Origin of the sequence: Lachnoanaerobaculum sanguinis (genome assembly GCF_033242365.1) — a bacterium.
Taxonomy (GTDB): Bacteria; Bacillota; Clostridia; order Lachnospirales; family Lachnospiraceae; genus Lachnoanaerobaculum; species Lachnoanaerobaculum sanguinis.
The window spans coordinates 119,404-144,132 of record NZ_BTHK01000007.1; the positions used below are offsets into that span (position 1 = coordinate 119,404).

General features: G+C 35.4%; 21 protein-coding genes. 19 read left to right on the plus strand and 2 right to left on the minus strand.

Features of this window, described 5'->3' with window-relative positions; translation table 11 throughout:
* Window positions 1–12: 12 nt before the first annotated feature.
* Genes SBH76_RS06365 through SBH76_RS06375 form a run of 3 tightly spaced genes read left to right on the plus strand, consistent with a single transcriptional unit; the run spans window position 13 to window position 2,225 of the window.
* On the plus strand, window positions 13–354 hold the full coding sequence (locus SBH76_RS06365; RefSeq protein ID WP_317977208.1) for a hypothetical protein: 342 nt from the start codon (window positions 13–15) through the stop codon (window positions 352–354).
* Between the two features lie 24 nt (window positions 355–378).
* The gene (locus tag SBH76_RS06370; protein WP_317977209.1) at window positions 379–1,776 is read left to right on the plus strand and encodes an aldehyde dehydrogenase family protein; all 1,398 of its coding nucleotides are present in this window, start codon (window positions 379–381) and stop codon (window positions 1,774–1,776) included.
* A 17-nt stretch (window positions 1,777–1,793) separates the two neighbouring features.
* Complete coding sequence (locus SBH76_RS06375; protein ID WP_317977210.1) at window positions 1,794–2,225, plus strand: hypothetical protein; 432 nt, start codon at window positions 1,794–1,796, stop codon at window positions 2,223–2,225.
* An 85-nt stretch (window positions 2,226–2,310) separates the two neighbouring features.
* On the opposite strand, the gene SBH76_RS06380 is transcribed toward SBH76_RS06375, so the two are convergent.
* Window positions 2,311–3,915 (minus strand): hypothetical protein, encoded by a 1,605-nt coding sequence (locus tag SBH76_RS06380; protein ID WP_317977211.1) that lies wholly within the window; start codon window positions 3,913–3,915, stop codon window positions 2,311–2,313.
* Between the two features lie 244 nt (window positions 3,916–4,159).
* Here SBH76_RS06380 and SBH76_RS06385 point away from each other — a divergent pair, with 244 nt between their 5' ends.
* Complete coding sequence (locus tag SBH76_RS06385; protein ID WP_317977212.1) at window positions 4,160–4,594, plus strand: hypothetical protein; 435 nt, start codon at window positions 4,160–4,162, stop codon at window positions 4,592–4,594.
* 41 nt (window positions 4,595–4,635) lie between these two features.
* Here SBH76_RS06385 and SBH76_RS06390 read toward each other — a convergent pair whose 3' ends face one another.
* A complete protein-coding gene (locus SBH76_RS06390) occupies window positions 4,636–5,661 on the minus strand; it encodes a hypothetical protein (RefSeq protein WP_317977213.1) in 1,026 nt (341 codons plus the stop codon).
* Window positions 5,662–5,803: 142 nt separating this feature from the next.
* On the opposite strand from SBH76_RS06390, the gene SBH76_RS06395 reads away from it, so the two are divergent.
* The 15 genes from SBH76_RS06395 to SBH76_RS06465 all read left to right on the plus strand — a co-directional run bounded on the left by SBH76_RS06395 (window position 5,804) and on the right by SBH76_RS06465 (window position 24,661).
* Window positions 5,804–6,637, plus strand: a complete 834-nt coding sequence (locus tag SBH76_RS06395; RefSeq protein WP_317977214.1) for a DUF364 domain-containing protein — start codon at window positions 5,804–5,806, stop codon at window positions 6,635–6,637.
* Window positions 6,638–6,824: 187 nt separating this feature from the next.
* Window positions 6,825–8,132, plus strand: coding sequence for an ATP-binding protein (locus SBH76_RS06400; protein WP_317977216.1), 1,308 nt, complete (start codon window positions 6,825–6,827; stop codon window positions 8,130–8,132).
* A 19-nt stretch (window positions 8,133–8,151) separates the two neighbouring features.
* Window positions 8,152–8,574, plus strand: a complete 423-nt coding sequence (locus SBH76_RS06405) for a hypothetical protein (RefSeq protein WP_007594152.1) — start codon at window positions 8,152–8,154, stop codon at window positions 8,572–8,574.
* A 168-nt stretch (window positions 8,575–8,742) separates the two neighbouring features.
* Window positions 8,743–10,389 (plus strand): SulP family inorganic anion transporter, encoded by a 1,647-nt coding sequence (locus tag SBH76_RS06410; protein ID WP_317977217.1) that lies wholly within the window; start codon window positions 8,743–8,745, stop codon window positions 10,387–10,389.
* 51 nt (window positions 10,390–10,440) lie between these two features.
* Window positions 10,441–11,067, plus strand: a complete 627-nt coding sequence (locus tag SBH76_RS06415) for a lactate utilization protein (protein ID WP_290649925.1) — start codon at window positions 10,441–10,443, stop codon at window positions 11,065–11,067.
* A gap of 317 nt (window positions 11,068–11,384) precedes the next feature.
* Window positions 11,385–12,719 (plus strand): ABC transporter substrate-binding protein, encoded by a 1,335-nt coding sequence (locus SBH76_RS06420; protein ID WP_290649927.1) that lies wholly within the window; start codon window positions 11,385–11,387, stop codon window positions 12,717–12,719.
* Between the two features lie 66 nt (window positions 12,720–12,785).
* Window positions 12,786–13,691 (plus strand): carbohydrate ABC transporter permease, encoded by a 906-nt coding sequence (locus tag SBH76_RS06425; RefSeq protein WP_007594146.1) that lies wholly within the window; start codon window positions 12,786–12,788, stop codon window positions 13,689–13,691.
* 8 nt (window positions 13,692–13,699) lie between these two features.
* Entirely contained in the window at window positions 13,700–14,545 is an 846-nt protein-coding gene (locus tag SBH76_RS06430) for a carbohydrate ABC transporter permease (RefSeq protein ID WP_290649931.1), read from the plus strand.
* Between the two features lie 31 nt (window positions 14,546–14,576).
* The gene (locus tag SBH76_RS06435; protein WP_317977218.1) at window positions 14,577–15,560 is read left to right on the plus strand and encodes a LacI family DNA-binding transcriptional regulator; all 984 of its coding nucleotides are present in this window, start codon (window positions 14,577–14,579) and stop codon (window positions 15,558–15,560) included.
* Window positions 15,561–15,579: 19 nt separating this feature from the next.
* Window positions 15,580–17,013, plus strand: coding sequence for a glycoside hydrolase family 32 protein (locus SBH76_RS06440; RefSeq protein ID WP_290649935.1), 1,434 nt, complete (start codon window positions 15,580–15,582; stop codon window positions 17,011–17,013).
* Window positions 17,014–17,098: 85 nt separating this feature from the next.
* Window positions 17,099–18,415: a CAP domain-containing protein gene (locus SBH76_RS06445; RefSeq protein ID WP_290649937.1), complete on the plus strand. Its 1,317-nt coding sequence runs from the start codon at window positions 17,099–17,101 to the stop codon at window positions 18,413–18,415.
* A gap of 115 nt (window positions 18,416–18,530) precedes the next feature.
* Complete coding sequence (locus SBH76_RS06450) at window positions 18,531–19,352, plus strand: pyridoxamine kinase (protein ID WP_290649939.1); 822 nt, start codon at window positions 18,531–18,533, stop codon at window positions 19,350–19,352.
* 1 nt (window position 19,353) lies between these two features.
* Window positions 19,354–20,760, plus strand: a complete 1,407-nt coding sequence (locus SBH76_RS06455; RefSeq protein WP_317977220.1) for a Wadjet anti-phage system protein JetA family protein — start codon at window positions 19,354–19,356, stop codon at window positions 20,758–20,760.
* Window positions 20,760–21,335, plus strand: coding sequence for a DUF4194 domain-containing protein (locus tag SBH76_RS06460; protein WP_317977221.1), 576 nt, complete (start codon window positions 20,760–20,762; stop codon window positions 21,333–21,335). Before SBH76_RS06455 ends, SBH76_RS06460 begins: the two co-directional genes overlap by 1 nt.
* Window positions 21,332–24,661 (plus strand): ATP-binding protein, encoded by a 3,330-nt coding sequence (locus SBH76_RS06465; RefSeq protein ID WP_317977222.1) that lies wholly within the window; start codon window positions 21,332–21,334, stop codon window positions 24,659–24,661. Before SBH76_RS06460 ends, SBH76_RS06465 begins: the two co-directional genes overlap by 4 nt.
* The last annotated feature ends 68 nt before the right edge of the window (window positions 24,662–24,729 follow it).

Consider the following 24,729-nt stretch of genomic DNA (forward strand, 5'->3'; position numbering starts at 1 on the left):
GCAGGTGAAAAAATGATTACAGGTATTGACTACATCTTATATACTGATAAAGATAAGGATACTTTTATAGAAAAAATAGAAGAAAGTATTACATTTTGGGAAGATCCATATATTGTTATTGATGATGAAGATGAAACAACGGATATTTTTGTTTCTCGAGATGAGAAGATGTTTCAGTTGATGGACGAAAAGGGTTTTTATATAGATGAACTGTCCGGGGAAGGACCGTTTTTATTGATTTTTAACAGCGGATATTCACCAAAGGAAAATAGAGTTACACTGGTGCTTTCTGAAGAGATTTTCGAGTCAAAATTCTCCAAGCTGGTATTCAATTCGATTAAATCTATTTTATAATGTGGAAGGACGGTGAGTTACATTATGGAGAAAAAAGCAGAATTAAAAGAAATTATAAATAACCAAAGAGATTTCTTTAACACAAATGCAACTAAGTCGGTTAAATACAGGATAAAGATGTTGGAAAGGTTAAAGGAGGCAATCAGAAACAATGAGGTAGCAATCATTACCGCTCTATATAAGGATCTTTTAAAGTCTAAGGCTGAGGCATATATGAGTGAACTTGCAATAGTTTATGCGGAGATAAATGAGGCTTTAAAAAATGTAAGAAAGTGGAGCAGGCCGGAGAAGGTAAAAGGAACTATAGCTACATTTCCGGCAAAGAATTATGTATACTCTGAGCCTTATGGAGTAGTGCTTATTATATCACCTTGGAATTACCCCTTCAATTTGGCTATAGCACCGCTTGTAGCGGCAATAGCGGCAGGAAATACAGCCGTTATCAAATGCTCAAAAGAGAGTGTTTATACCTCAAAAGTTATTAAAAACATTATAAATAAAGCTTTCGGTTCAAATTATATTTTCTGTGTGGATGAAGATATAGATTATGATGAGCTTCTACAACAAAGATATGATTATATATTCTTTACAGGAAGTCAAAGAGTAGGAAAGATTGTAATGAATATAGCGAGCAATAACCTTATACCGGTTTCCTTGGAACTTGGTGGAAAGAGCCCTTGTATTATAGATGAGACAGCCGATATTAAACTTGCTGCAAGGCGAGTACTGTGGGGGAAACTGCTTAATGCCGGACAGACCTGTGTGTCTGTTGATTATGTGTTAATACATAGCAGTGTTAAGGACAGATTTATAAAGTATCTGCAAAAAGAAATAAAGAGAAGATATCCTAATGCATTAAATAATGACACTTATCCGAGAATAATAAATGAGCATCATTATAAAAGATTGATGAATTTAATAAAATCAGAGGACAGTATAATAGGTGGCAGAGGTGATGATGTAGTTCATAGATTAGAGCCTACTATTTTACCGGATGTGGATTTTGACCATGAAATCATGAAAGAAGAGATATTCGGACCGGTGCTTCCAATCATAGAATATGACGATATCAATAATATAATAAGGATAATAAAAGAACATGAGAAGCCTTTGGCATGCTATGTATTTACAAGGGATAAATATATTGCAAAGCATATTATAAAGAGTATTTCATACGGTGGCGGATGCATAAATGATGTTATACTGCAAGTATCAAATCATTATATGCCGTTTGGAGGAGTAGGAAGTAGCGGAACGGGTTCGTATCATGGGAAGTTCGGATTCGATACATTCAGCCATAAAAAGAGTATTGTTTGGAGTGAAACAATGATTGATTTACCCATTAGGTATGCACCGTTTAACCAACTAAAATTTAGAATATTGAAAAAAATATTGGAATCATTTAATGATTCAAAAAATTAGAAAGCCGGAGACAAAATATGGCGTATACCAAGGAAAACTTTGAAGAATGGATAATTCTTATAGACCCTAAAATGGAGTATTTTACAGATGTATTTGCAAAAGAAAACAATTTAAAACTTGACTACAGTATAGAGTCATTGGACGAGATTGAAAATTGGATCCTAAATAATTACAGAGAGATAAAGGATTTGATAAATGACACTAAGACTTTAGACTATTTGACGGTATATATTGGTGAGACTTTCAGGAAACATATAGGTGGAGAGTGGTTTATAGATTTAAAAAATAAAAAGAATGCATACTATTCCATGCCTGTTTTGACAAGTCCTGATTACATAGGAGAGAGTTATATAGCACCGATGACATTTGCAACTGCATGTATCAACAGAAAAAAGGGCAATTATATAAGTACGATACTGAAAAACTGTTTGGAAGATATGGGAAAGTAGGGTCTAATACTTTAAAAGATATATTACTGCCGGAGCCTTACGTGATCCACATGGGCCTAGTGCGGCGCCGGCAGTATTTATATCTTTAACGGTATTTATATAATATAGAGCCAAGTGAACCTGAGTTATTCCATATAAAGCCCTTTACATCACTATCTATATCTTTAAGTTTTCCGTTTAAATATTGTTTTAAAGTACCTGTTCCTTTGCTTTCGTCATAATCTGTTAAAAAATAAGTTTTTTCAAATTTTTCATACTTTGGAAGGAATCCGTCATAATCCTTTACATTTTCAGCAACTATAGTATCTTTGCCGTTTTCCCAAATATGATAGGTATCAGAACCGGTGGAAGTTCCCGGAAGAGAGACATTATATACGATATAGGTTTCGGTATCGTCAACTACTAAATTTGCATGTGGATAATATTCACCTAAGTTTTGAATGACAATATTTCCATCTATGAACAAGGAATAATAGTCGTTTCCTAATTTTTTTGCTGTGTACAACAAGCCGTCATTTTCTTTCTTGCCTTTTTTATCAGTATACATTTCATGAAAATTAGAGATATTATCATTCATAAGCTCAATTTCGCCTTTGGAATCTCCCTTTATAGTAACTCTCCAAAGCTTACTATTTTCCTTAGAGAAAAAATACCAATACTTTGAATTATAAGGAAGTACATCCTCTATTTTATCATCATCCGACCCTTTTATATCTTTATATTCACCTAATAGTTCACCATTTTGTCGTATTTTTAGAACGATCTCACCTTCGGAATTCTTTTCTATACATGCCAGTAAATCTTCTTTGTTCTTATATTCTACAAAGTCTACAAATGTATCACTGACTAATTCCTCATTGCCGTCAAGGTCAAACTTATAAAGGAATCCGGGTTCATCAACCTTTGATGTATAAATGGCCTTATCATAGGAAACAGAATGGTAATTATACGGTTGTTTAATACCTGTTACTATTTTTTTTGAGCTTCCATCTTTCAACTGATATAATGTATTGTCATTGAAGTAACATACTGTATCAAGGTCAAAAGAATGTGATATGATATTAGGATTAATATCTGAATATATAGTTTTTTTACCTGAGTAAATATCAATAAAATATGCATCTACTATAAATTCTTTTTCGGAATTGCGGTTATATGGAACAATAAAAAGTGTGTCCTCGTCATCGGAAATAGTGTATTTCATTTCTTCTTCACCTTCTTTAAAGAGGCTAACCGCTTTACCACCTTTATTTAAAAACAGCTCTTTATTTGAAATATAGAGTATGTCACCGTTTTTTAAGATATGATGTACTGTGACTTTTTCAGCCACCTTGGTTCGCTTGGTAGGTGATTTTGATGTAGATGTATAAAGTGTGTAGGTTTCTCCATCATAATCTGAAAATGAACAGAATAAATCGGTATCTTTACTGTGTGGTGCTATAGAAAACTTTTCCATAACACTTCCGTTTGTTGTACAAGGTCCCAAGTCTATAATTTCAGAGTTATTATAGCGAGCCATATAAAGATTATCTCCCTTTAAATAAAGAGAAAACTTATTGGAACTTGTACTTTTTTGAGATTCCGCCTTGGATTTTTTACCTGATGAGCAGGCTGATGCGAATACAACAAAAAGACATGTTACTAAAAAACAGAAAATAACGGGAAGTTTCGATGTGAGTTTTTTGAACATAAATTTCACCTCCATAAATTTTAATTTAATTTTACTATATATTTATACAAAAATCTATTTATAATTCTGCTAAATATACTTAAAAATTTTAGAATTATAAACTATATTTACTCTGATTTAATATATAAAAATATATTGTATTTAAATCTATGTACGATTATACTAAACAGAAATAAATATTTAATTGTAGAGCATTGATCAATCAGAGAGTATTTATATGAATTAGGAAAGTTGGATATAAAAAATGGCTTATACGAAAGAAAACTTTGAAGAGTGGATAATTCTCATAGACTCTAAAATGGAGTATTTTACAGATACATTTGCAAAAGAAAATAGTTTAAAACTGGACTACAGTATAGAGTCACTTGATGATGTTGAAAATTGGATTCTCACTAATTACAGTGAGATAAAGGACTTGATAGGTGATGCCAAAACCCTTGACTATTTGACTGTATATATCGGCGAGACTTTCAGGAAGTATATAGGTGGAGAATGGTTTATAGATTTGAAAAATAAAAAGAATGCATACTATTCCATGCCTGTTTTAACAAGTCCTGATTATATAGGAGAAGTATACAAAGCTCCAATGACATATGCGACTGCATGTATCAACAGGAAAAAGGGAGATTATATCAGCACTATACTGAAAAACTGTATGGAAAATATGAATATTAGATAATCTTATATAAAAATAGGAAAGCTGTTTAAGCTTTCCGTTTTTTATTCCCATACAGTATGTTGTACCATAACATTGTAGTATGAAAGCATGTTATCGGAGCTAAAATCGGCTTCTATACGATAACGCTTCCACATAGAATAGTCATGAGTTTGCAATGTGAGTACAAAATAATAAGGACCTTTCATCTCATCATAATCTGTCGGATGCAGTGAAAAAATATCTGTCAAATCTTTATTTTCAAAGTCGTTAAGATCTAAATTCGACAGCACTACATTGCCAATCTTTACAGCAGATAAATCCGTATCATCAGGTGTAGCCTTAAATAATGTTACAGTACAGTTTTTAAGTTCATCCGAATCCTTCCATGTAGGTGTGACACAGACATGACCGAAAGACTTGTCACCAAGATATAATTCCAAATATTCTCCATAGGAAAAGTGGTCGCTTCGAGTATTTATGATCTCACTGTCTGCATTTTTGTCTTTAAAGGTAAAGCCGTTTTCAAGAAGAACGGATGCCTTTGTTGTGCCGATAATCACATTAGTTCCTGCTATCTGCACATTTACCGGTTTAGCCGGAACACCTGCTATGGATATAAAAAAAGTAAATGCAAATGAGTAGAAAAACATAAGTACATCCAACGCATTGGTAGTTGAGTAAGAATATTTCGTACGGTATGAGGGTATCAAAAAACGTATAAGCGGTCTGATAATTCCGGAAAGTATTATTGCAGCTATAATTACAGCAAACTGCATTTTTAAACAGGAAAAAATTGCTTTTCCTATATTATGTAATTTGAAATAATTCACACCGGTAACTATTATATTAACTAAAATAATACACAGCATAAAAACGCTCGCTTCTATAAGTGCGGGCTTATCGGTGATATTATCATATTGAACAGCCCTCCTTGTAATCTGTATATATTGTCCTAAAGCATATATCCAATTAGGTAGCTTCTTAAAAGTACAAACAGCTATCAGCAGTCTAAAGTATATAAAAACAGCTAAAATAAAGCATAGCAGTGAAAATATACCAAAGGCTAATGTAGATATAAAAAATCCCATTACATTAATCTCCTGTGATTGTTTAAAAGTATTATAAACCTGTGTATCATTATATCACTTTATGTATTGATATTGTAGATGTAAAGGAATAGTATATAAAATTAGGTGTGCTGACATGTTTTAGACGGAAAGGAATTAAAGTATGAATATATTATTACAGGAAAGTGCCGATATTTTAAAAGAGTATTTTGGAGAGAGACTTGATAAAATGGTAGTTGAAAGAGCGGTGTTCGGACTGTTCTTTTCAGGAGTAAAATTAAGTACAGGTCATGGAGGGCTTTGTTTTACACCTGTTAAGGAGATTCCGGAGGCTGTATGCTGTCCAAGCTCTGCAAAGGCTATGCCTTTATCAGGTAAACTTGGCGGAAGAAGTGTAAAAAGTTATTTGGACGATCTTTCACATACAAATATTCTCAGAAAGACACTGGCTATTGCAACAATTAATGCACTTTCGGCTTGTTACTGGGAAGAAAATAAGAATTTGGAGTATAAAATAGAGATAGATGTAGACTCTTTTGATGTGATGGAGGTTCACCAAGGCAAAAAAAGTGTTGTAATAGGTGCTTTGGTACCGATGCTTAAAAAGTTACTTGCAGCAGATGCCGATTTTAAAGTTCTGGAGATGGACTCATGTACTCTAAAGGGAAAGGAGCTGGAACATTTTGCACCTGCAAAGGATGCTGATTTGTATCTGCCGGATTCCGACCTTGATGTTATTACAGGTGTTACTATACTTAATGATACATTACCGAATTTACTGGCTATGTGTAAACCAGGTGCCGATGTTTTGGTTACAGGTCCTACAGCAGGTATGATACCTGATGCATTCTTTAAAAGAGGAGTGACTGTAATGGGCGGTATCTTGGTGACAAAACCTGATGAGCTGCTTGATGTTATAAGTGAGGGAGGCTCAGGTTATCATTTCTTCGGCAAGAGCGCCGAAAGAATAGTAATTTACAATAAGCAGGGTATGTAAAAAATTTAGAATTATAAGTAGAACACGATTTTACGGCCTTAAAAATGTGCAGAATTGCATTTTTATGGCATTAAAAGTGTAGTAAATTACATTTTTATGGACTTAAAAATGTTGACGAAATGCTTTTAAACCTCTAATATATAAAAAAGAGTATTTTTTTATAGAAGTATTTTGGGAGGTAGACCTTATGAAGCGTTTTGCACTTGAAAAACTTATAGAATGGAAGGATAAACAAAATAGAAAGCCTTTGATTATCAGAGGGGCAAGACAGGTTGGAAAAACCTGGCTGATGAAGGAGTTCGGAAGAACATGCTTTGAAAAAGTTGCTTATGTAAATTTTGATAATAATAAAAGGTTGGAGCAGGTATTTGAGGGCGATATCAATATAGACAGGATTTTATTGGCAATCAGTATAGAAACAGGAGTTTCTATTGATGCAAAAAATACTTTATTGATATTTGATGAAGTACAAGAGGTACCAAAGGCTCTATCTTCATTGAAATACTTTTGTGAGAATGCACCGGAGTATGCAATAGTAGCAGCAGGTTCATTATTAGGTGTAGCTCTTCATAAAGGAACATCATTTCCTGTAGGCAAGGTTGACTTTATGGATCTTTACCCATTGACCTTTCTTGAGTTTTTATATGCTTTAGGTGAGGAACGTTTTGCAAATGTGCTTCAAAGTGATGATACAGATATGATAACAATGTTTAAGACTAAATATATAGAAAGACTTCGTGAATACTACTATGTAGGTGGAATGCCTGAGGTTGTAAAAACTTATGTTGACAGTAAAGATTTTAAACAAGTGAGAGAAATACAGAGAAACCTTTTGAATTATTATCAACAAGACTTTTCAAAGCATGCTGAAGTTTCACTTGTTCCAAGACTAAATCTTGTTTGGGATTCTATTCCAATGCAGTTGGCAAAAGAAAATAAAAAATACATCTACGGACAAGTTAGAAAGGGTTCAAGAGCAAAGGACTTTGAACTTGCATTACAGTGGCTTTTAGATTGTGGGTTGATCCATAAGGTACAAAGAGTAGGAAAAGTAGCGCTTCCATTGAAAGTTTATCTTGACCTTGATGCATTTAAAGTGTATCTGCTTGATATCGGTTTGTTGATAGCTATGACAGATTTGAATGCTCAAGTGATTATTGACGGCAACAGAATTTTTACCGAATTTAAGGGAGCATTGACAGAGCAGTATGTTTTGCAGCAACTTATTGCATCGGAAGGTATAGATCCTTATTATTATTCCACATCTAATTCAAGTGGAGAGATAGATTTTATGATTCAAGGCAAAACATCGATAATTCCACTGGAGGTGAAAGCGGAAGAGAATTTGAGAGCTAAGAGTCTTAAAGCCTTTTGTGAAAAGTATCATCCAAAGTATGCTGTTCGTACATCTATGTCAGATTATCGTGAGCAGGACCGGATGACAAATATTCCTTTGTATAATATTTATAAAATTAGAGAATACGCAGATAAATAGAAATGAGGAGAGTAAAAATATGGGCTATACTAGGGAAAACTTTGAAGAGTGGATAATTCTTATACCTTTTAAAATGGAATATTTTACAGACACATTTGCTAAAGAAAATAACTTGAAACTTGACTACAGTATGGGGTCATTGGATGAACTGGAAAAATGGATCTTAGCTAATTATAAAGATGCCGAAGGGCTGATAAAAGATAAGAAAACACTTGATTACTTGACAGTATATATTGGAGAGACTTTCAGAAAATATATAGGTGGTAAGTGGTTTATAGATTTGGAGAATAAAAAGAATGTATTCTATAGTATGCCTGTTTTAAAAAGTCCTGAATATAAGGGAGTTACATCCAAATCACCCTTGACATATGCGACAGCATGCATAAGCAGGAATAAGGGGGATTATATAAGTACAATCCTAAGGAATAATATGGAACATTAGATATATAATTTAAAACATATATGTATTTTTGACATAAGAATTTCAAGCTTATAATATATTTAATTTTTGTATACATAAGTATTGTACACCATATTTTGTCTGTGCTATCATAAAATCACATAGTTCTAAGAGTAAATACTCAATTTTTTAGGACTTAAGGGAGGAAATGTGGACTTAAGTTATATAAGACCCAAGATTTTTGAAGCATTAAAAGGATACAGCGGTGAGCAGTTTGTAAAGGACTTGATTTCAGGTATCATAGTTGCAATTATTGCAATGCCGCTGTCGATAGCACTGGCGATTGCATCAGGTGTAAATCCCGAGCAGGGACTTTATACGGCAGTGGTTGCAGGATTTTTTATCTCATTTTTAGGTGGAAGTATAGTACAAATAGGTGGACCGACTGCGGCATTCGTTATAATAATCTACAGTATAGTGGCGCAGTACGGAATGGCCGGACTTACAGTTGCCACCATAATGGCAGGATTTATGCTGATACTTATGGGAATCTTTAGACTTGGAGATTTGATAAAGTTTATACCGAAGACTATTACGGTAGGATTCACCTTCGGAATCGCTGTAAGCATAGTGGCAGGACAGATAAAAGACTTTTTCGGACTTGATATGGGAGCGGTGCCGGCAGAATTTGTGGAGAAGATGATTGCTCTTTTTAAGAACTTTCACACATTAAATATCGCAACCTTTTTAATAGGTCTTTTGGCACTTCTTATTCAGGTATTCTGGCCAAAGGTATCAAAAAAGATTCCCGGCTCTTTGATTGCAATTATAGTTTCAACTCTAATTGTAAAGTTCGGAAACCTTCCTGTAAAAACTATAGGGGATTTATATACTATAAAAGCCGGACTTCCAAAGTTCAGTGTGCCTCATATATCACCTGAGCTTATATCTTTGATGGTTTCACCGGCATTTACCATAGCAATATTGGCTGCCATAGAATCGCTTTTATCCTGTGTGGTTTCAGATACAATGACGGAGAGCCATCACAGTCCTAATGCAGAGCTTATAGGACAGGGAGTAGGCAATATAATGTCGGCGCTCTTTGGAGGTATACCTGCTACAGGAGCTATTGCAAGAACCGCCGCCAATGTTAAAAACGGCGGAAGAACACCGATTGCAGGTATGATTCATGCAATTACACTTATGCTGATATTGTTATTCTTGATGCCATATGCGTCGCTCATTCCTATGAGCTGTCTGGCTGCCATTCTTATTATAGTCGGCTACAATATGAGCGGATGGAGAAATGTGGTACATATAATAAAAACAGCACCTAAAAGTGATATTGCGGTTTTATTGATTACTTTATTTTTAACGGTACTTTTTGACCTTGTAATGGCTATAAAGTTCGGTATGATTCTTGCGGCATTTCTTTTCCTAAAGCGTATGTCCGATATTGCAAATGTACGCCAATGGGTGGATAAATCAGACTCGGATGAGTATGCACTGAATTCCGACCTTAAGGCTGTACCTGAAAATACAATAGTCTATGAGATTTTTGGAGCATTATTTTTTGGTGCTACAAAAGATTTACTTAATATATCAAATGAAGCCGAAAAAAATGTACTGGTTCTTCGTATGAGAAATGTACCGGCAATGGATATTTCAGGACTTGAAGCTTTGGAAGAATTACTTGGGATTTGCAAAAAAAGAAATATGACTTTGATATTATCCCATGTAAATGAGCAACCGATGAAAGTAATGGAAAAGGCAGGATTTATAGAAAAAGCGGGAAGAGAAAACTTCTGTGAGAATATAGATAAGGCACTTGAGAGAGCAAGGACCTTGGATAAGTAGAAAAAATCAATGCTCAAATATATTGATTGAAATTAAGTAAGAGGAGAATATATGAACGAGAACTTAAAAAAGAGAAATGAAGTGTTGGCAGATACTGTAATCAAAGGTTTGAAATCCAGAAATATGACAGGGTATTATGCAAAGGATAAGGAAGAAGCGCTTAAGATTGCTCTTGAGCTTATCCCTGAAAAAAGTAAGATTGCAATGGGAGGTTGCATGAGTGCGCATGAAATCGGTTTGATTTGTGCACTTGAGCAGGGCAACTATAATTATATGGACAGAGCCAAAATGGAACCTAGAGAAGCTCTTTTGGCGGCTTATGATGCGGATATATTTATTTCAAGTGCCAATGCTATGACAGATGACGGAGTGCTTGTAAATATTGACGGGAACTCAAACCGTGTATCATGTATTGCACAGGGACCGAAAAAGGTTGTGTTTATAGTCGGAATCAATAAGATATGTTCAGACATCGACAGTGCTATGAAGCGTGCCAGAAATGTTGCGGCTACAGCAAATACACAGAGATTTGATATAAAGACTCCTTGCAAGATTACGGGAAAATGCTCAGACTGTAAATCACCTGATACTATCTGCTGCCAGTTTTTGGTAACAAGATACTCTCGTCACGAGGGAAGAATACATGTTATTTTGGTAAATGATAATCTGGGATTCTAAAAAAGAAAATCGGTATTAAAAAATCAATGCCGTAATTACAATAGATATATACGACTGATGACTTATGGCGACAGGTTATCAGTCTTTTTATTTTAGTGCAAAATAGACAAAGATAACTGTGAAATATTATATTGACATTTTTAATGTATATGATAAAATACATTTAAATATATGGAACGCGTTCCACAAATGAGTTTCAGGAAAATAATACAGTTTAAAATGTAAGAACAGTATATTTTATGAGACTTCGTGGAAAAACTTATAAACCAAACTACTTGTAAGTAGTATTTTATGTAAATATTTCAGGAGGTATATTCATGAAAAAAGTTTTGAGAACTTTAGGTGTTTTGGCACTTGGAGGTATGTTGGCGGCTTGCGGAAACAGTGCCGGTACAACAAAGCAGGCAGACTCAAGCAGTGCAGGTGATGGAAGCTCACAGGCTGCAGAAAGTAAGAGTGCAGACGGCGTTACCAATGTAACAATTTGGAGCCCTACAGATACGGCGGCTATCGAGGCATGGTGGGTAGAGAAGATCGATCAGTGGAACAAAGAAAATCCTGATATTCAGGTTAAGAGAGAAGCTATCGACAGAGCCGATTCATATGCATATGAGAACAAGATTACTACAGCTACCACATCCGGAAATCTTCCTGATATTTTGTATGTAGACGGACCTATGGTTTCATATTATGCAGCAAACGGAATCACAGTTCCTCTTGACAGTTATTTCCCGGCAGATGATTTAAAGGACTTTATGCCAAGTACTGTTCAGGCTGATACATATGACGGAAAGCTTTATGCAATAGCTCCTACAGAGTCTTCAGTTGCACTGTTCTACAATAAGGATTATCTTGATAAGGCCGGAATAGAATACCCTTCAGACACAGATATAAAGAAAGCATGGACATGGAGTCAGTTCCTTGACAATGCAAAGAAGCTTACAACAGATGATTATGTAGGAACAAATATAATCATGGATAAGGGCGAGGGAATTATCTATGCTCTCGGACAGTTCTTTACAGAGGGCGGAGCCGAGTTTGTAAATGAAGACGGTTCAAAAGCTGACGGATATGTAAACTCTGATGCAAGTATAAAGACAGCAGAGTATTTAAATGAGTTTATTAAGAACGGTTATGCAAATCTTGATCCTGTAAAGGATGAGTTCCTTAACGGAAAAGCTGCTACATTACTTGGCGGTTCATGGAATATTGCAGACCTTGAGAAGTCAAACCTTAACTGGGGCGTATCATATTTCCCTGTAGCAGATGACGGCAAGGCCGCATCACCGACAGGTGACTGGGCTGCAGCTATTACAAGAGATTCAAAGAATCCTGATGCTGCAGGAAAGTTCTTACAGTGGGCAATGAACAGTGACAATATTGCATCTTATGCAAGTGCGGTTGCCAAGCCTGCATCAAGAACATCATCTTATGAGAAGATGGAAGGCTGGGACAGCGGTGCAAGAGCTCTTATGAAGTGGCAGTTACAAAACACAGGTGTTTCAAGACCTAGAACACCTTCATACTCAGTACTTTCAACTGATTTCTCAACAGCTATGTTAAATATCTTTGCCGGAGCGGATGCAAAGGAAGAGCTTGATAATGTAGCTAAGAACTTTGATGAAAATTACGAGATGTATTATAAGAAATAGTTTTTAATAGCGGTATGGTTTGAAAGGCTTGGCAAATTGCCAGGCCTTTTGTAGAAAGGATGTAATATGGCTACATTACAAAGAGTAAATAAGAAAGGCAAAAAAGAATACAGTGACAATCTTGCGGGATTTATAATGTCGTCACCGGCTATTATTCTTTTGGTTGCCTTTTTGATAATCCCTATAATATATACTATATACTACTCATTTTTCACATATCAGGTTGTACGTCCGGACAATATAAAATTCAATGCAATAGGCAACTATGTAAAACTGTTTCATGATGAGAATTTCTATGTGGCATTGAAAAACACAGTGTATTTTACGGTGATAGTTGTGCCGGTACAGTGTACATTGGCATTGGTACTTGCACTGATGGTATCAAGTAAGAAAAAAGGTGTAGCTATATTTAGAACACTTTATTACAGTCCTCAGATAACTTCAATGGTAATTATCGCTGTACTCTGGACAATTCTTTATAATTCCAATGCCAATACAGGACTTATAAATGCCTTTTTAAAGAGTATAGGTATGCAGCCTATTGATTTTTTAAATAATCCGAAGACTGCCATGAATTCAATAATATTTATGTCGGCATGGCAGGGTGCAGGTTATCAGATGATGATTTTTATTGCAGGATTAAATGCAATACCTACAGAGCAGTATGAAGCCGCAAGTGTGGACGGAGCAGACTGGTTTGCAAAACTTATATATGTGACTATACCGGGACTTATAAATACAATTAAGTATGTACTTATGATAACACTGATACAGGCTATGAAGCTCTTTACCCAGCCGTATATTATGACAAAGGGTGGACCGAGAAATGCAACAAAAACACTGGTTTTCTATATCTATGAACAGGGCTTTCAGAAAGGAAACTTCGGTTATGCCTGCAGTATAGCCACAGTATTCTTCATTATAGTTGTTGCATTGTCAATTATAGTTAAAAAGATAAGCAAGACAAATTAGGAGGGATTATGAATAATAAGAAGATAAATAAAGTGCTTGGTAATGTTATTTTTTATCTTGGAAATATTATAGTAGGTCTTATATTTGTATCTCCACTTCTGTGGATGCTTGCTTCATCGTTTAAGCCTGAACTTGAGATATTTTCAAATTTGAACTCATTGTCTACATTTATTCCGAAGAACTTTACTTTGGCGAATTATGCAGAAGTATTTCAAAGAATAAAAGTATTTACCATATTAAAAAATACATTGATCTATATAGGCATTGTACTTATAGGTGATTTGCTTTTAGGATCCATGTTCGGTTACGCACTTGCTAAGATGAAATACAGATTCAGAGGAATAAGTCTTACCATTGTAATAGCACTCATGTCAATGCCTGTAGAGGCAATAATTTTACCATTATACATAGAAATGGCTCAGTTAAACTGGGTGAACACAATGCTCGGACTTACAATTCCTTTTATGATGAATTGTTTTTCAATTTACATGTTCTATTCATACTTTATAGGAATTCCCGATGAGCTTATAGAAGCCGCCAAGGTAGACGGTTGCGGGCCTATAAGAACATATTTTAAAATAATTATGCCGATTTCAAAGACTGTTTTTGCCACGGTACTTATACTTGATTTCGTATCAAGATGGAATGACTTTATGTGGCCTTTCCTTATAACTACAGGAGAAGAAAAGAGAACGGTACAGCTTGCGGTACAGATATTTGTAGGAGTAAGCCCTATACATTACGGTGTTATTATGGCGGTTCTTACTTTGGCATCCATACCTATGATTCTTATGTATATATTTATGCAAAAATTCTACGTAGAAGGTATTGCATCTACAGGAATAAAAGGTTAGATTAACTGTAGTAATTTAGGCGGAGGGGTATATGTCGAGTATACAAGAGGTTGCTAAAAAAGCCGGAGTAGGAGTGGGTACTGTTTCCAGAGTAATAAACGACAGTGGATATGTTTCCGAAAAAACCAGAAAAAAAGTTGAAGAAGTAATTGAAGAGTTAAATTATAAGCCGAATGAGCTTGCCAGAAATTTGTTCAGAAACAGGACAAATATAGTTGCGGTAATCACACCGGCTATAGGTAACCCATATTATGCGACACTTTACAGTGAAGTGGAAAAAAGGCTTCGAAAATACGGCTATAAAACAATGCTTTGCAATACTATAGGTGAAGCGACAAATGAAGAGGCTTATCTTGAGATGCTTGAGAGAAATATGGTGGACGGAATAATAACCGGTACACATACTTTGGATTACAGCAGTTATAAAAAGATAAAAGGACCGATTGTAGGATTTGATACTCCGAAACTCAATGATGATATTTTGATTGTAACTGTAGATCATGAGAAGGGTGGAATTCTTGCGGCAAAAGCGTTGATAGAGAGCGGATGCAAGGAAGTTTTGCAATTTACCGACGCAACTACAAAAAATTATCCTTTTATAAAGAGGCATAAGGCATTTGCAAAAGAAATAAAAAAAGCGGGACTTATATGCCGTGAGTATAAACCTAAGATGGATAATTTTGAAGAAAAATTCATTCAGGAAAATATAGAGGAAGCTTTCAGCATGTATCCTAATGTGGACGGTGTTTTTGCAACGGATACCCATGCCTTATTATATATGAAAAAGGCTTTGAGTATGGGAATGAGAGTGCCGCAGGATTTAAAAGTGGTTGCATACGACGGAACCTTCATATTAAATACGGCATATCCGAGCCCAAGTGCTATAGTGCAGCCTATCGATAAATTGGCAAAGGTTGCTGTTGACAGTCTGCATGCCATTATAAACGGTGAGAAGGTGGACAGAAAGACAAAGGTACTCGATATAGAATTCAGACAGGGCATGACTACAAATTAGAAAGACAAGTGGTAATAATATGAACAACAAAGAAAAAGCAAATGAATATTTCAGAGAGAACAAATCAACAATAAAAGATAGTGAAAGACCGGTCTATCATTTTACTCCGGATATGGGATGGATGAACGATCCGAACGGTTTTTCGTTCTTTGACGGTGAATATCATTTGTTTTATCAATATAACCCATATGATATAAAATGGGGTCCGATGCACTGGGGACATGCAAAGAGCAAAGATTTTGTAAACTGGGACAGATTACCTGTAGCATTGGCACCGGATGATGAAATAAACGGACAGTGCTTCTCCGGTACGGCACTTTGTGAAGGAGATAAACATATACTTATTTATACCGTACATAATGACGGAAAAGAGGAGCAGGCCGTAGAAATCGGTGACGGTGTGGATTACAAGAGTATATCTAAAGAGTCTGTTATTAAAGTGGAACATTTGCCGAAGGGATTTAGCGGTATAGACTTTAGGGATCCTAAAATTTGGAAGGAAGACGGAATATATTATTGTATAGTAAGTGCAAAGAATGAAAGAGGATTTGGCAGTATATTGCTCTTTGCTTCAAATAATCTGATTGACTGGGAGTATAAGAATATTCTTTTTGAAAACAACGGAGATTACGGCAAGATGTGGGAATGTCCGGATTTCTTTAAACTTAATGATAAGTATATATTGGTAGTCTCGGTAATGGAAATGCAGGCAAAGGGCAGAGAATACTTTAACGGACATCAGGTATTGTATTTTACAGGTGATTATGACAAGAAAAATTATAGATTTGAACCGACTGATAATGCAAGAACTTTGGATTTCGGGTTTGACTATTACGCACCTCAAAGTCTGAGTATTAATGAGAGAACACTTTCGATTGCATGGCTGCATGATTGGGGAAATGATTTAACTCGTGACGGAGCAAAATGGTGTGGGCAGATGACCTACCCAAGGGAGATTGAACTAAAGAAAAATATTATTTATCAAATACCTGCAAAAGAGCTTGAAAAACATTATACAAACGAGTATAAAACAAGCTTTTGTTTGGAGAAGGATTATAAATTTCAAGATACAGAGTTAAATTCAAGAGTTGCAAGACTTGATTTGGATATTGAAAAGATTGATGCAAAGGAATGTATTATATATTTGGCGTCAAATCATAGATACAATTCTTTTATAAAGATAAATTTTAAAAAGAAAACATTGAAGTTCTCAAGAAGATTTTCAGGGCTGATTAAGGATGCCGTTGATGAGAGAAAGATAGATGTGGATATCAAGTCCGGAAAGTTAAGTCTAAGTATATTACTTGACAGATTCAGCGTAGAGATATTTGTAAACGGTGGAAAAGAGGTATTAAGTTCAAGAATCTATACTCCTGCCGAGGCAAATGAAATCAGTTTTATTGCCGACGGTGAGGTAAGGGTAGATGCCTGCAAAAGAGATATAGTGGAATAATTTATTATACTTGAATATATAGAAACAAAAATGTTAATATATAACATAATAGTATTAAAGCCACTTTATAATGTTGGAGGTGTTTATGAATTTATTCAAAAGGTTAATGTGTTCCGTATCGGCAGTGGCGGTTTCAGCTTTTTTAGTGATACCTGTTATGGCTGCAAATGAAGCACAGTGGAAGAGGAATGATAAGGGATGGTGGTATGAAGAGGCGGACGGTTCATACCCTACAAATGCATGGAAGCTTATTAAGGATAAATGGTATTATTTTGACGGAGTAGGCTATATGGTTGAAAACCGTTGGATAGGAAATTATTATCTCGGTGCTGACGGAGCTATGCTTGTAAATACTTCTACACCGGACGGCTATTATGTGGATGCCACAGGCAAATGGGTGGAAGGAGTAAGAAATACAGTTAATATAAGTAAAACAAGTGGATCAGGCACAAAGAGAAGCTCTTTGGGTGGCGGAAGCTCAAGGAGCGGCGGCTCAGGCGGTTCGGGTGGAAGCAGAAGAAGCAGCGGCGGTTCAGGTGGAAGCGGAAGAAGCGGCGGAGGCTCAGGCGGCTCCGGTAGAAGCGGAAGAACCGGCGGAGGCGGAAGTGGAAGCGGTTCAGGTTCTTCATCGGGTAGCGGTGTAGGAACTGCAGGTACAACGGGAAATACAACAGCTTCAAATAATACAGCTTCAAACAATACTGCGGTAAACAACAATAATACAACACCTTCAGTAAATAATAATGTTACCGTTCCTTCAGGAAACAACACTGTGGTGATACCTTCAGGAAATACCGGAAATAATACGGTAACGACTCCAAATACAACAACTCCTGCAGTTTCTACTCAGGAGACTCAGGTAATAGAAGCATTAAAGGCAATGGGACTGACTGAGAAAGAGGCAAAGCTTTACTATATGATCAATGCATATAGAGAAAGCCTTGGATTACCGAAGCTGTCATTCTCAAAATCTCTTACAGAAGTTGCAAGAGCACATGTACGTGATTCAAATACATATACACCTGAGAATCAGGTAGATTCCAGAGGTATTAAGGGAAATCTTCACAGCTGGTCAGGAAACGGCATCTGGACTCCGGTAGTGTATACATCCGATCATGAATATCAGGATAAAATGTGGAGTAAGCCGAGAGAAATTACAAATTATACAGGAAACGGATATGAGATTTCAGCATCAGGAAGAAGGATAAGTCCCGAAACAGCACTTGATCTTTGGAAGGATTCTCCGGGACATAATCAGGTAATGTCTACGCAGGGAATGTGGTCTGATTTAAAAACCATGGGTGTTTCAATAGACGGACATTATGCACATGTGTGGTTCGGCAGTGATGCGGATCCTGACGGATACTATGATGTAGCTAACTATGATGTAATTCATCCATAATTAAAATTTAAATACCTTTATGATTGTAGACAGGCCTTTCGCTGATGTGGAAGGTCTGTTTTTAAATATTAAAAGTATGATATAATCAGCATAGTTATAAAAAGGAGAGACAGATATGAACAAAAATAAACAGATACTTCTTATTAATGATTTGGCGGGATATGGTAAAGTGGCACTTTCAGCTATGATGCCTATATTTTCAAATATGGGATTTGAGATATTTACGCTTCCTACAGCATTGGTATCTAATACTCTTGATTACGGTAAGTTTGAAATTCTTGATACCAAAGATTATATTCTAAATACTGTAAATGTATGGGAGCAGCTTGGATTTACATTTGAATCAATAGCACTTGGATTTATAGCTTCTGATGAAGAGGCAGGTATTTTGGCGGATTTTTGTGCCAAGCAAAAAGAAAAAGGAAGTTTTATATTTGTGGATCCTATAATGGGAGATGACGGAAGCCTTTATAACGGTATATCAAAAGATGCTATAGAAAGTCGTAGAAAATTACTGAAATTTGCAGATCTTATAAAGCCCAATTATACAGAAGCCTGCCTTCTTACGGAAATGGAGTATAAAGACAGAGGGATTACAAATGAAGAAGAAGAACAATTACTTAGGAAATTGAGCGAAGAAAATAATGCTTCTGTGATTATTACCTCCGTACCTTTTAATGATAAGAAATGCTGTGTCGGATTTGACAGTAAAAATGGGACGAGCTTCAGAATTGAATATGATGAGATAGTTGTGCGCTTTCCTGGAACCGGAGATATATTCTCGGCTATTTTGGTAGGAGATATATTGAACGGAAAATCACTTCCGGATGCAACATCACATTCAATGGAAGTTGTAAAGAAAATGATTGAATTAAATATAGATAAGGCAGATAAGTATCGTGGTATACCGGTGGAACAGTATTTGGAATTAATATAGTATGAATATATTTGATGAAGTAGATGAAAATCTGTTCAGACCTCTGACAGGTACAAATAAAAGAAAATATGTAGATATTCTTGCTCTTATTTGGGAAAAGTGCAAGCGAATGCCTATGTATGCTATAGAAAAAAGTACAATATTTGATATGGCGGAGGAATATCTCCTGGGACTTGATGAGAAGGTTGAACCGGATATGGAAGAGCAGGAATATACAAGCGGAAATATAGCAGATATGAGGACTATTTCCGGAAGCTTCATAAGAAGACTTAGAGATACAGGCTGGCTTTTGGAAAAGCCGGGTGAATATGAGGATGAGGATAATCTGGCAATTCATTATAAGGTAGTGCCTATATTGAAATCCTTTCAGGAAATTATCAGTCCCACTATCATCACTTATAAGGGAAAGCTTTTTAAAATATATTCCATGTTTGAACATATATCGGAACAAGGCAGCCCTTATGAAGGAGTCTTAAAAGAAGCTTCTGAGGATTTTGACAATCTGAATCAAGCCCTCAGGACATTGGCGGCATCTATTGAAGACCATATAAATGATCTGACATTGGGAAAAAGTCCTGAAGAAATATTGGATTTTTTTGAAAAATATGAGGAAAAGATAGTTGTGGGATCATATCACAGATTTAAGACAAATGATAATTTGTTTTATTATAGAAGCAGTTTGTATGAGAGTCTTGACAGATGTGAAGATAATCTTTTTGATGCTTTGGTACTTGATTATATGGATACCGAGCGTGTTGAAAGAGATGAGGCAGGTGTAAAAATAAAAGAGCTTATACAAAAGCTTCGTATGGATATCGAGGAAATGGAAGCGATAATGCGAACCATTGATGACAGGCATATTTTATATAGAACCAGGGCAGTGCAAAGAGCACAGTTTTTGCTTCTGTCTGACGGAAGCAGTAAGAGTAAAATCAATAATATACTTAAGTTTTACGCAAGTCAGATAAACACTAAAGAGGATGTGTATGATGAAGATGACAGCATTGCATCCTATATTTTTCAGATATTCGTACAAAACTTCTTTGACTGTAACTCTCTTTCCACGCCTGTTAAAAAGCGAAAGCCTACTGCTATTGAATTTATGGATATTATTGAGGAACTGGACCAAGAGCTTATAGATGAGAAAAATCGAAAGATGATGGAATACATAAAAAATGCATTGACATCTGAAAATGTTAACAGATTTGCAAGAGATATACTAAACGGAAATCATGCGGTGCAAATAAGCTCGATATTTGAAAATGACCTGGATACTTTAATAAAAATTATAGGTCTGTATACATATTCCAAGACTTCAGAAAGAGAGTATGATATAAGGCTTAGAGATAATGTGGTGGAGTCAAACGGTGTGAGGTTCAAAGATTTTATTGTTGAGGAAAGAAGGTAATGGCAACAGATATAAAAGAAGAGATAGCTAATTATTTATTGAATAATTGTTTTCTGATGGGAACAGTGGATACTACAAGAGAGAAGTATTACTATGTTATAAATCATGAAGAAAGTTTCAGACAGATTTTCTTGCCTATCGGATATACTTTGGTCATTCATAGAAATTTGAGAGTTGTTCAGCTTATAAATAATCATGGCAGCGGAAGAATTGCATTAAGAAAATATGAGAGTATTATCTTGCTTATTTTCAGGCTCTTATATGTGGAAAAGAGAGAAAGTTTATCCACAAATGAAGACAGAATTTATGCTACAGTTGAGGAAATTAAAAATGAATATGAGAAGCTGAATTTGCCAAGAAAATTTGACAGAGTTTTTTTAGAGGATTCCATCAGAAATATAAAAAGATATAATCTGGTACAGGTAGCAGATAAATTAGTTGATATGGATGCCAAAATACAGATCTATCCTTCTGTTATGCTTGCAATGCCTGATACCGATATTTCAAAAGCATATGATGAAACTGTTAAGTTGCTTTCTCAATACGAAAACTCTGAAGAGGAGGATGAAGAATGATAAGAATGACAAGACTTCATCTGATAAATTGGCATAATTTTCAAGATGATATTATAGATTTTAAAAATATCACATATCTTTTGGGCGTAAATGCAGTAGGAAAGACAACTATAATGGATGCAGTCAGGTACTGCCTCACCACTAATAAGGACTTTAATACTGCCGGAAATAAAAAGAGCGGCAGAACTCTTTTAGGCTCGGTTCACCAAAAACAGAGAGCGGAGGACAGCTATCTTCGTCCGGGGCATACAGTTTCCTATATAGGCATTGAATTTTTGGACGAGGCTATTAAAAAGACATTTGTAATAATTGCACGTGTGGAATCGGAAACTCCAAAGCAGGATTTGAGGGGAGTGTATCAGGATTGGTATATTACAAAACCGGGATACAGCCTTTTGGATATTCCTTTTTTTGTAAAGAGCAAAGAAGGAAAAAGTCCTGCTTCAAGAGAAGCTTTTAAGCTTGATAATAAGGGGATTGACAGGGCTTCAAATCAGGCTGATGCCAGAAGAAGGATCTGTCGTATGCTCGGTATCGGTGAGGCGGATTCTCCTATCGGAAAGAAATTTAATGAAGTATTTCATATGGGTACAAGCCTGGAGGATATAAAGGATATAAGAGAGTTCATTTATACTTATATTCTGCCGGAGCCTGAGGTAAATATTGATTTTTTGCAAAAGGATATGATTGAGCTGGAAAGGTTGCAGGAGATACTCCAGGAGGCATCTGACAGAGAGGCTTTATTAAAAGAGATAAATGAAAAAATAAAGAGTGCAAGAGAACTCTTGGTTAAGGTGAAAATAAATGAAATATTGGTTGCCTACGCAAATCTTCAAGGAAATATAGAAGAAACAAATGAAAGAAAATATCTTATTGATGAGTGGGAAGTAAGTTTATCTTTGCTGGAGGAAAAACTTACAGAGCTTTCAGGCAGAGAATCAAAAGCCTCAGAACTTTTATATGAAGCACAAAGGGCAGCTGAAAACAATGCTGAAAATAAGGAGATGCTCTCTCTTGAGAGTGAAAATAAAAATAATAAAATTGAAGAGAAAAGGCTTACAGAAGAAGCGGAAAAGTTTGATAATGTGGTTAAAGACTTATTTGAATTAAAGGATAAATTAAATAAGCTTGGATTTATTTTTGATATAGATAATTGTATAAGAGATGAAAATTGCTTTGAAGAAACAAAGATTGCAGAGATAAAAAGAATTGCCAAGATTTTTGCAGATATGGAAGAACAGATAAAAAATTATGATGCAAAAATAAGGACTGATATAGCGAAGTTAAATGAGGAAGGCAAAGGACTTTCAAGTAAAATAAAATCACTTGAGTCAGGAGTGATGTGTTATCCCAAAGAAGCAATATTTGTCAGAGACAAGATAAATGAGGCCTTGAGTGAACAGAGTAAGAAGTCGGATGCCAGACTTTTGTGTGAGCTTTTATATATGACAGACAGGAGTTGGCAGGATGCAGTGGAGAGCTACTTAAATACACAGAGATTTAATATCATTGTAGAACCTGATAATTATATTTTAGCAAAGAAAGTTTTTATCTCTTTGGGAGATAAGGTCAACGGTATAGGACTTATAGATACGAGAAAAATAAAAAATGTAGAATATAAGACTGAGAAAGACTCTTATCTGGGCGATAAGATTGAATCTGAAAATATATATGCCAAGGCATATGCAAGATTTGTGATGAAAGATGTTATATGCTGCGAATCTTCAGATGATTTGGAGAAATTTTCAAAGAGTGTTACCAAAGACAGACTTAGATTTCAAAGCTTCTGCTTACAGAGAATGGCAAAAAGAGAACATTTTATCGGTGTGGATGCCATTGAAAAGCAGTTAAAAGCTGCAAAAAAAGAACTTTTGGATATACAAAACAGCTTGAAAGAGTTTGAAGATGCAAAGAAAAACTTTGACTTGGTATATAACGGATATACAAAGTTTAGAGCCGGAGAGGGCTTTAGTAAGCTTGAAAAGTATTGTGAATCGGGGAAAAAAGCTAAGGAGCTTGGAATAAAGATAGCGGATATAGCTAAGAAGATAGAAGAATTTAAGCAAAATCCAATATTGCTCGCAATGTATGACAGAGTCAAGGAATGCAAAAAGAGTGTGAATTATATCAGAGATGAGATAACGGATGCCAAGGCAAAAAAGCAAAATATAATTGATAATATAAGAAAATCAAATTTGCTTATAGAAGAGCTTAAAAAGAATCTGGAAGAGCTTAAAATTGTATATGAAAACAGTATAAAAGGATATTCGGAATTTGCACTTGATGTGGAAAAGAAATATTTAAACGAAAGAAAGTCTAAAAAAGCTTCTGCTATTGCATACAATTTTTCAAATCGTATGGCACATGATAATATAGCATTAAACAGCTATTTAAATCAGGAATTGATACCTTTACAACAAAAATATACCGCCAAATATACTTGCGACTATGCTACAGGCTTGGAAGGGGCGAATCGGTACATGCAAGAATACCTTACTCTGCAAAATATTGAGCTGGAAAGACATAAGAATGAACTTGCAAAGGCTCAGATTCGCTGTAAGGACAGATTTCGCAAGGAAGTGCTATTTAGGATGAAGGACGATATCTTAAGGGCAAGGCAGCAGTTTAAGCAAATAAATCGTGTTATGGAAAATCTGGAATATGGTGAGGAAAGCTATAGATTCGGAATTGACAAGAGCAAAGATAAGGAACTGGGACTTTTCTACGATATTATTATGGATAAGGACAATCAGCAAATTGACAGAGAAAATGATATGCTTACATATATGGCTGAGGTAAATAAGTCCGAGGTATTTGAAAGTCAGATTGATGACTTTATGAGTAGAATAATGATAGATGTGGAAGAGCATGCGAAACAAAATCTAACAGGTCAAAAGTCAAAGGCCAAAAGTATGGGAATGTATGTGGACTATAGGACTTATCTGGACTATGATATTATTATAAAAAATTCAGTGACAGAGAAGGAAGTAGCATTGTCAAAAGTAAGCGGTGAGGGCAGCGGTGGAGAGAATCAAGCTCCGTTTTATGTAGCAATATGTTCTTCACTTTTGCAAATTTATGAGCAAAGTAAGGAAGAGTCTATGAGGCTCATATTGTTGGATGAGGCATTCAACAATATGACCAGCGACAGAATCGAGCCTATGATGAACATGTTTAAGAAGTTGAATTTGCAACTGGTGCTTATAGCTACAGCCGAGAAGGCTACATCAATTTTACCATATTGTGATATTACCTACTCAATAGTTAAATCAGGAAACAGAAATGCAATACGAGCTTTTGAGAGGTTGGAGGATGGATTACGGTAAGGATATAAGTTGTTATTGACTTTATGTTTATAAATAGATTATAATTTATTACAGCTAAGAAAAGATAT

Excerpts from the sequence above, each read along its gene's own strand:
- SBH76_RS06440 (WP_290649935.1), top strand. The coding sequence starts at position 15,580 with ATGAACAACAAAGAAAAAGCAAATGAATATTTCAGAGAGAACAAATCA.
- SBH76_RS06450 (WP_290649939.1), top strand. The coding sequence starts at position 18,531 with ATGAACAAAAATAAACAGATACTTCTTATTAATGATTTGGCGGGATAT.
- SBH76_RS06370 (WP_317977209.1), top strand. The coding sequence starts at position 379 with ATGGAGAAAAAAGCAGAATTAAAAGAAATTATAAATAACCAAAGAGAT.
- SBH76_RS06390 (WP_317977213.1), bottom strand. The coding sequence starts at position 5,661 with ATGGGATTTTTTATATCTACATTAGCCTTTGGTATATTTTCACTGCTA.
- SBH76_RS06395 (WP_317977214.1), top strand. The coding sequence starts at position 5,804 with ATGAATATATTATTACAGGAAAGTGCCGATATTTTAAAAGAGTATTTT.
- SBH76_RS06400 (WP_317977216.1), top strand. The coding sequence starts at position 6,825 with ATGAAGCGTTTTGCACTTGAAAAACTTATAGAATGGAAGGATAAACAA.
- SBH76_RS06385 (WP_317977212.1), top strand. The coding sequence starts at position 4,160 with ATGGCTTATACGAAAGAAAACTTTGAAGAGTGGATAATTCTCATAGAC.
- SBH76_RS06365 (WP_317977208.1), top strand. The coding sequence starts at position 13 with ATGATTACAGGTATTGACTACATCTTATATACTGATAAAGATAAGGAT.
- SBH76_RS06445 (WP_290649937.1), top strand. The coding sequence starts at position 17,099 with ATGAATTTATTCAAAAGGTTAATGTGTTCCGTATCGGCAGTGGCGGTT.
- SBH76_RS06455 (WP_317977220.1), top strand. The coding sequence starts at position 19,354 with ATGAATATATTTGATGAAGTAGATGAAAATCTGTTCAGACCTCTGACA.
- SBH76_RS06425 (WP_007594146.1), top strand. The coding sequence starts at position 12,786 with ATGGCTACATTACAAAGAGTAAATAAGAAAGGCAAAAAAGAATACAGT.
- SBH76_RS06375 (WP_317977210.1), top strand. The coding sequence starts at position 1,794 with ATGGCGTATACCAAGGAAAACTTTGAAGAATGGATAATTCTTATAGAC.
- SBH76_RS06380 (WP_317977211.1), bottom strand. The coding sequence starts at position 3,915 with ATGTTCAAAAAACTCACATCGAAACTTCCCGTTATTTTCTGTTTTTTA.
- SBH76_RS06430 (WP_290649931.1), top strand. The coding sequence starts at position 13,700 with ATGAATAATAAGAAGATAAATAAAGTGCTTGGTAATGTTATTTTTTAT.
- SBH76_RS06465 (WP_317977222.1), top strand. The coding sequence starts at position 21,332 with ATGATAAGAATGACAAGACTTCATCTGATAAATTGGCATAATTTTCAA.
- SBH76_RS06460 (WP_317977221.1), top strand. The coding sequence starts at position 20,760 with ATGGCAACAGATATAAAAGAAGAGATAGCTAATTATTTATTGAATAAT.
- SBH76_RS06405 (WP_007594152.1), top strand. The coding sequence starts at position 8,152 with ATGGGCTATACTAGGGAAAACTTTGAAGAGTGGATAATTCTTATACCT.
- SBH76_RS06435 (WP_317977218.1), top strand. The coding sequence starts at position 14,577 with ATGTCGAGTATACAAGAGGTTGCTAAAAAAGCCGGAGTAGGAGTGGGT.
- SBH76_RS06415 (WP_290649925.1), top strand. The coding sequence starts at position 10,441 with ATGAACGAGAACTTAAAAAAGAGAAATGAAGTGTTGGCAGATACTGTA.
- SBH76_RS06420 (WP_290649927.1), top strand. The coding sequence starts at position 11,385 with ATGAAAAAAGTTTTGAGAACTTTAGGTGTTTTGGCACTTGGAGGTATG.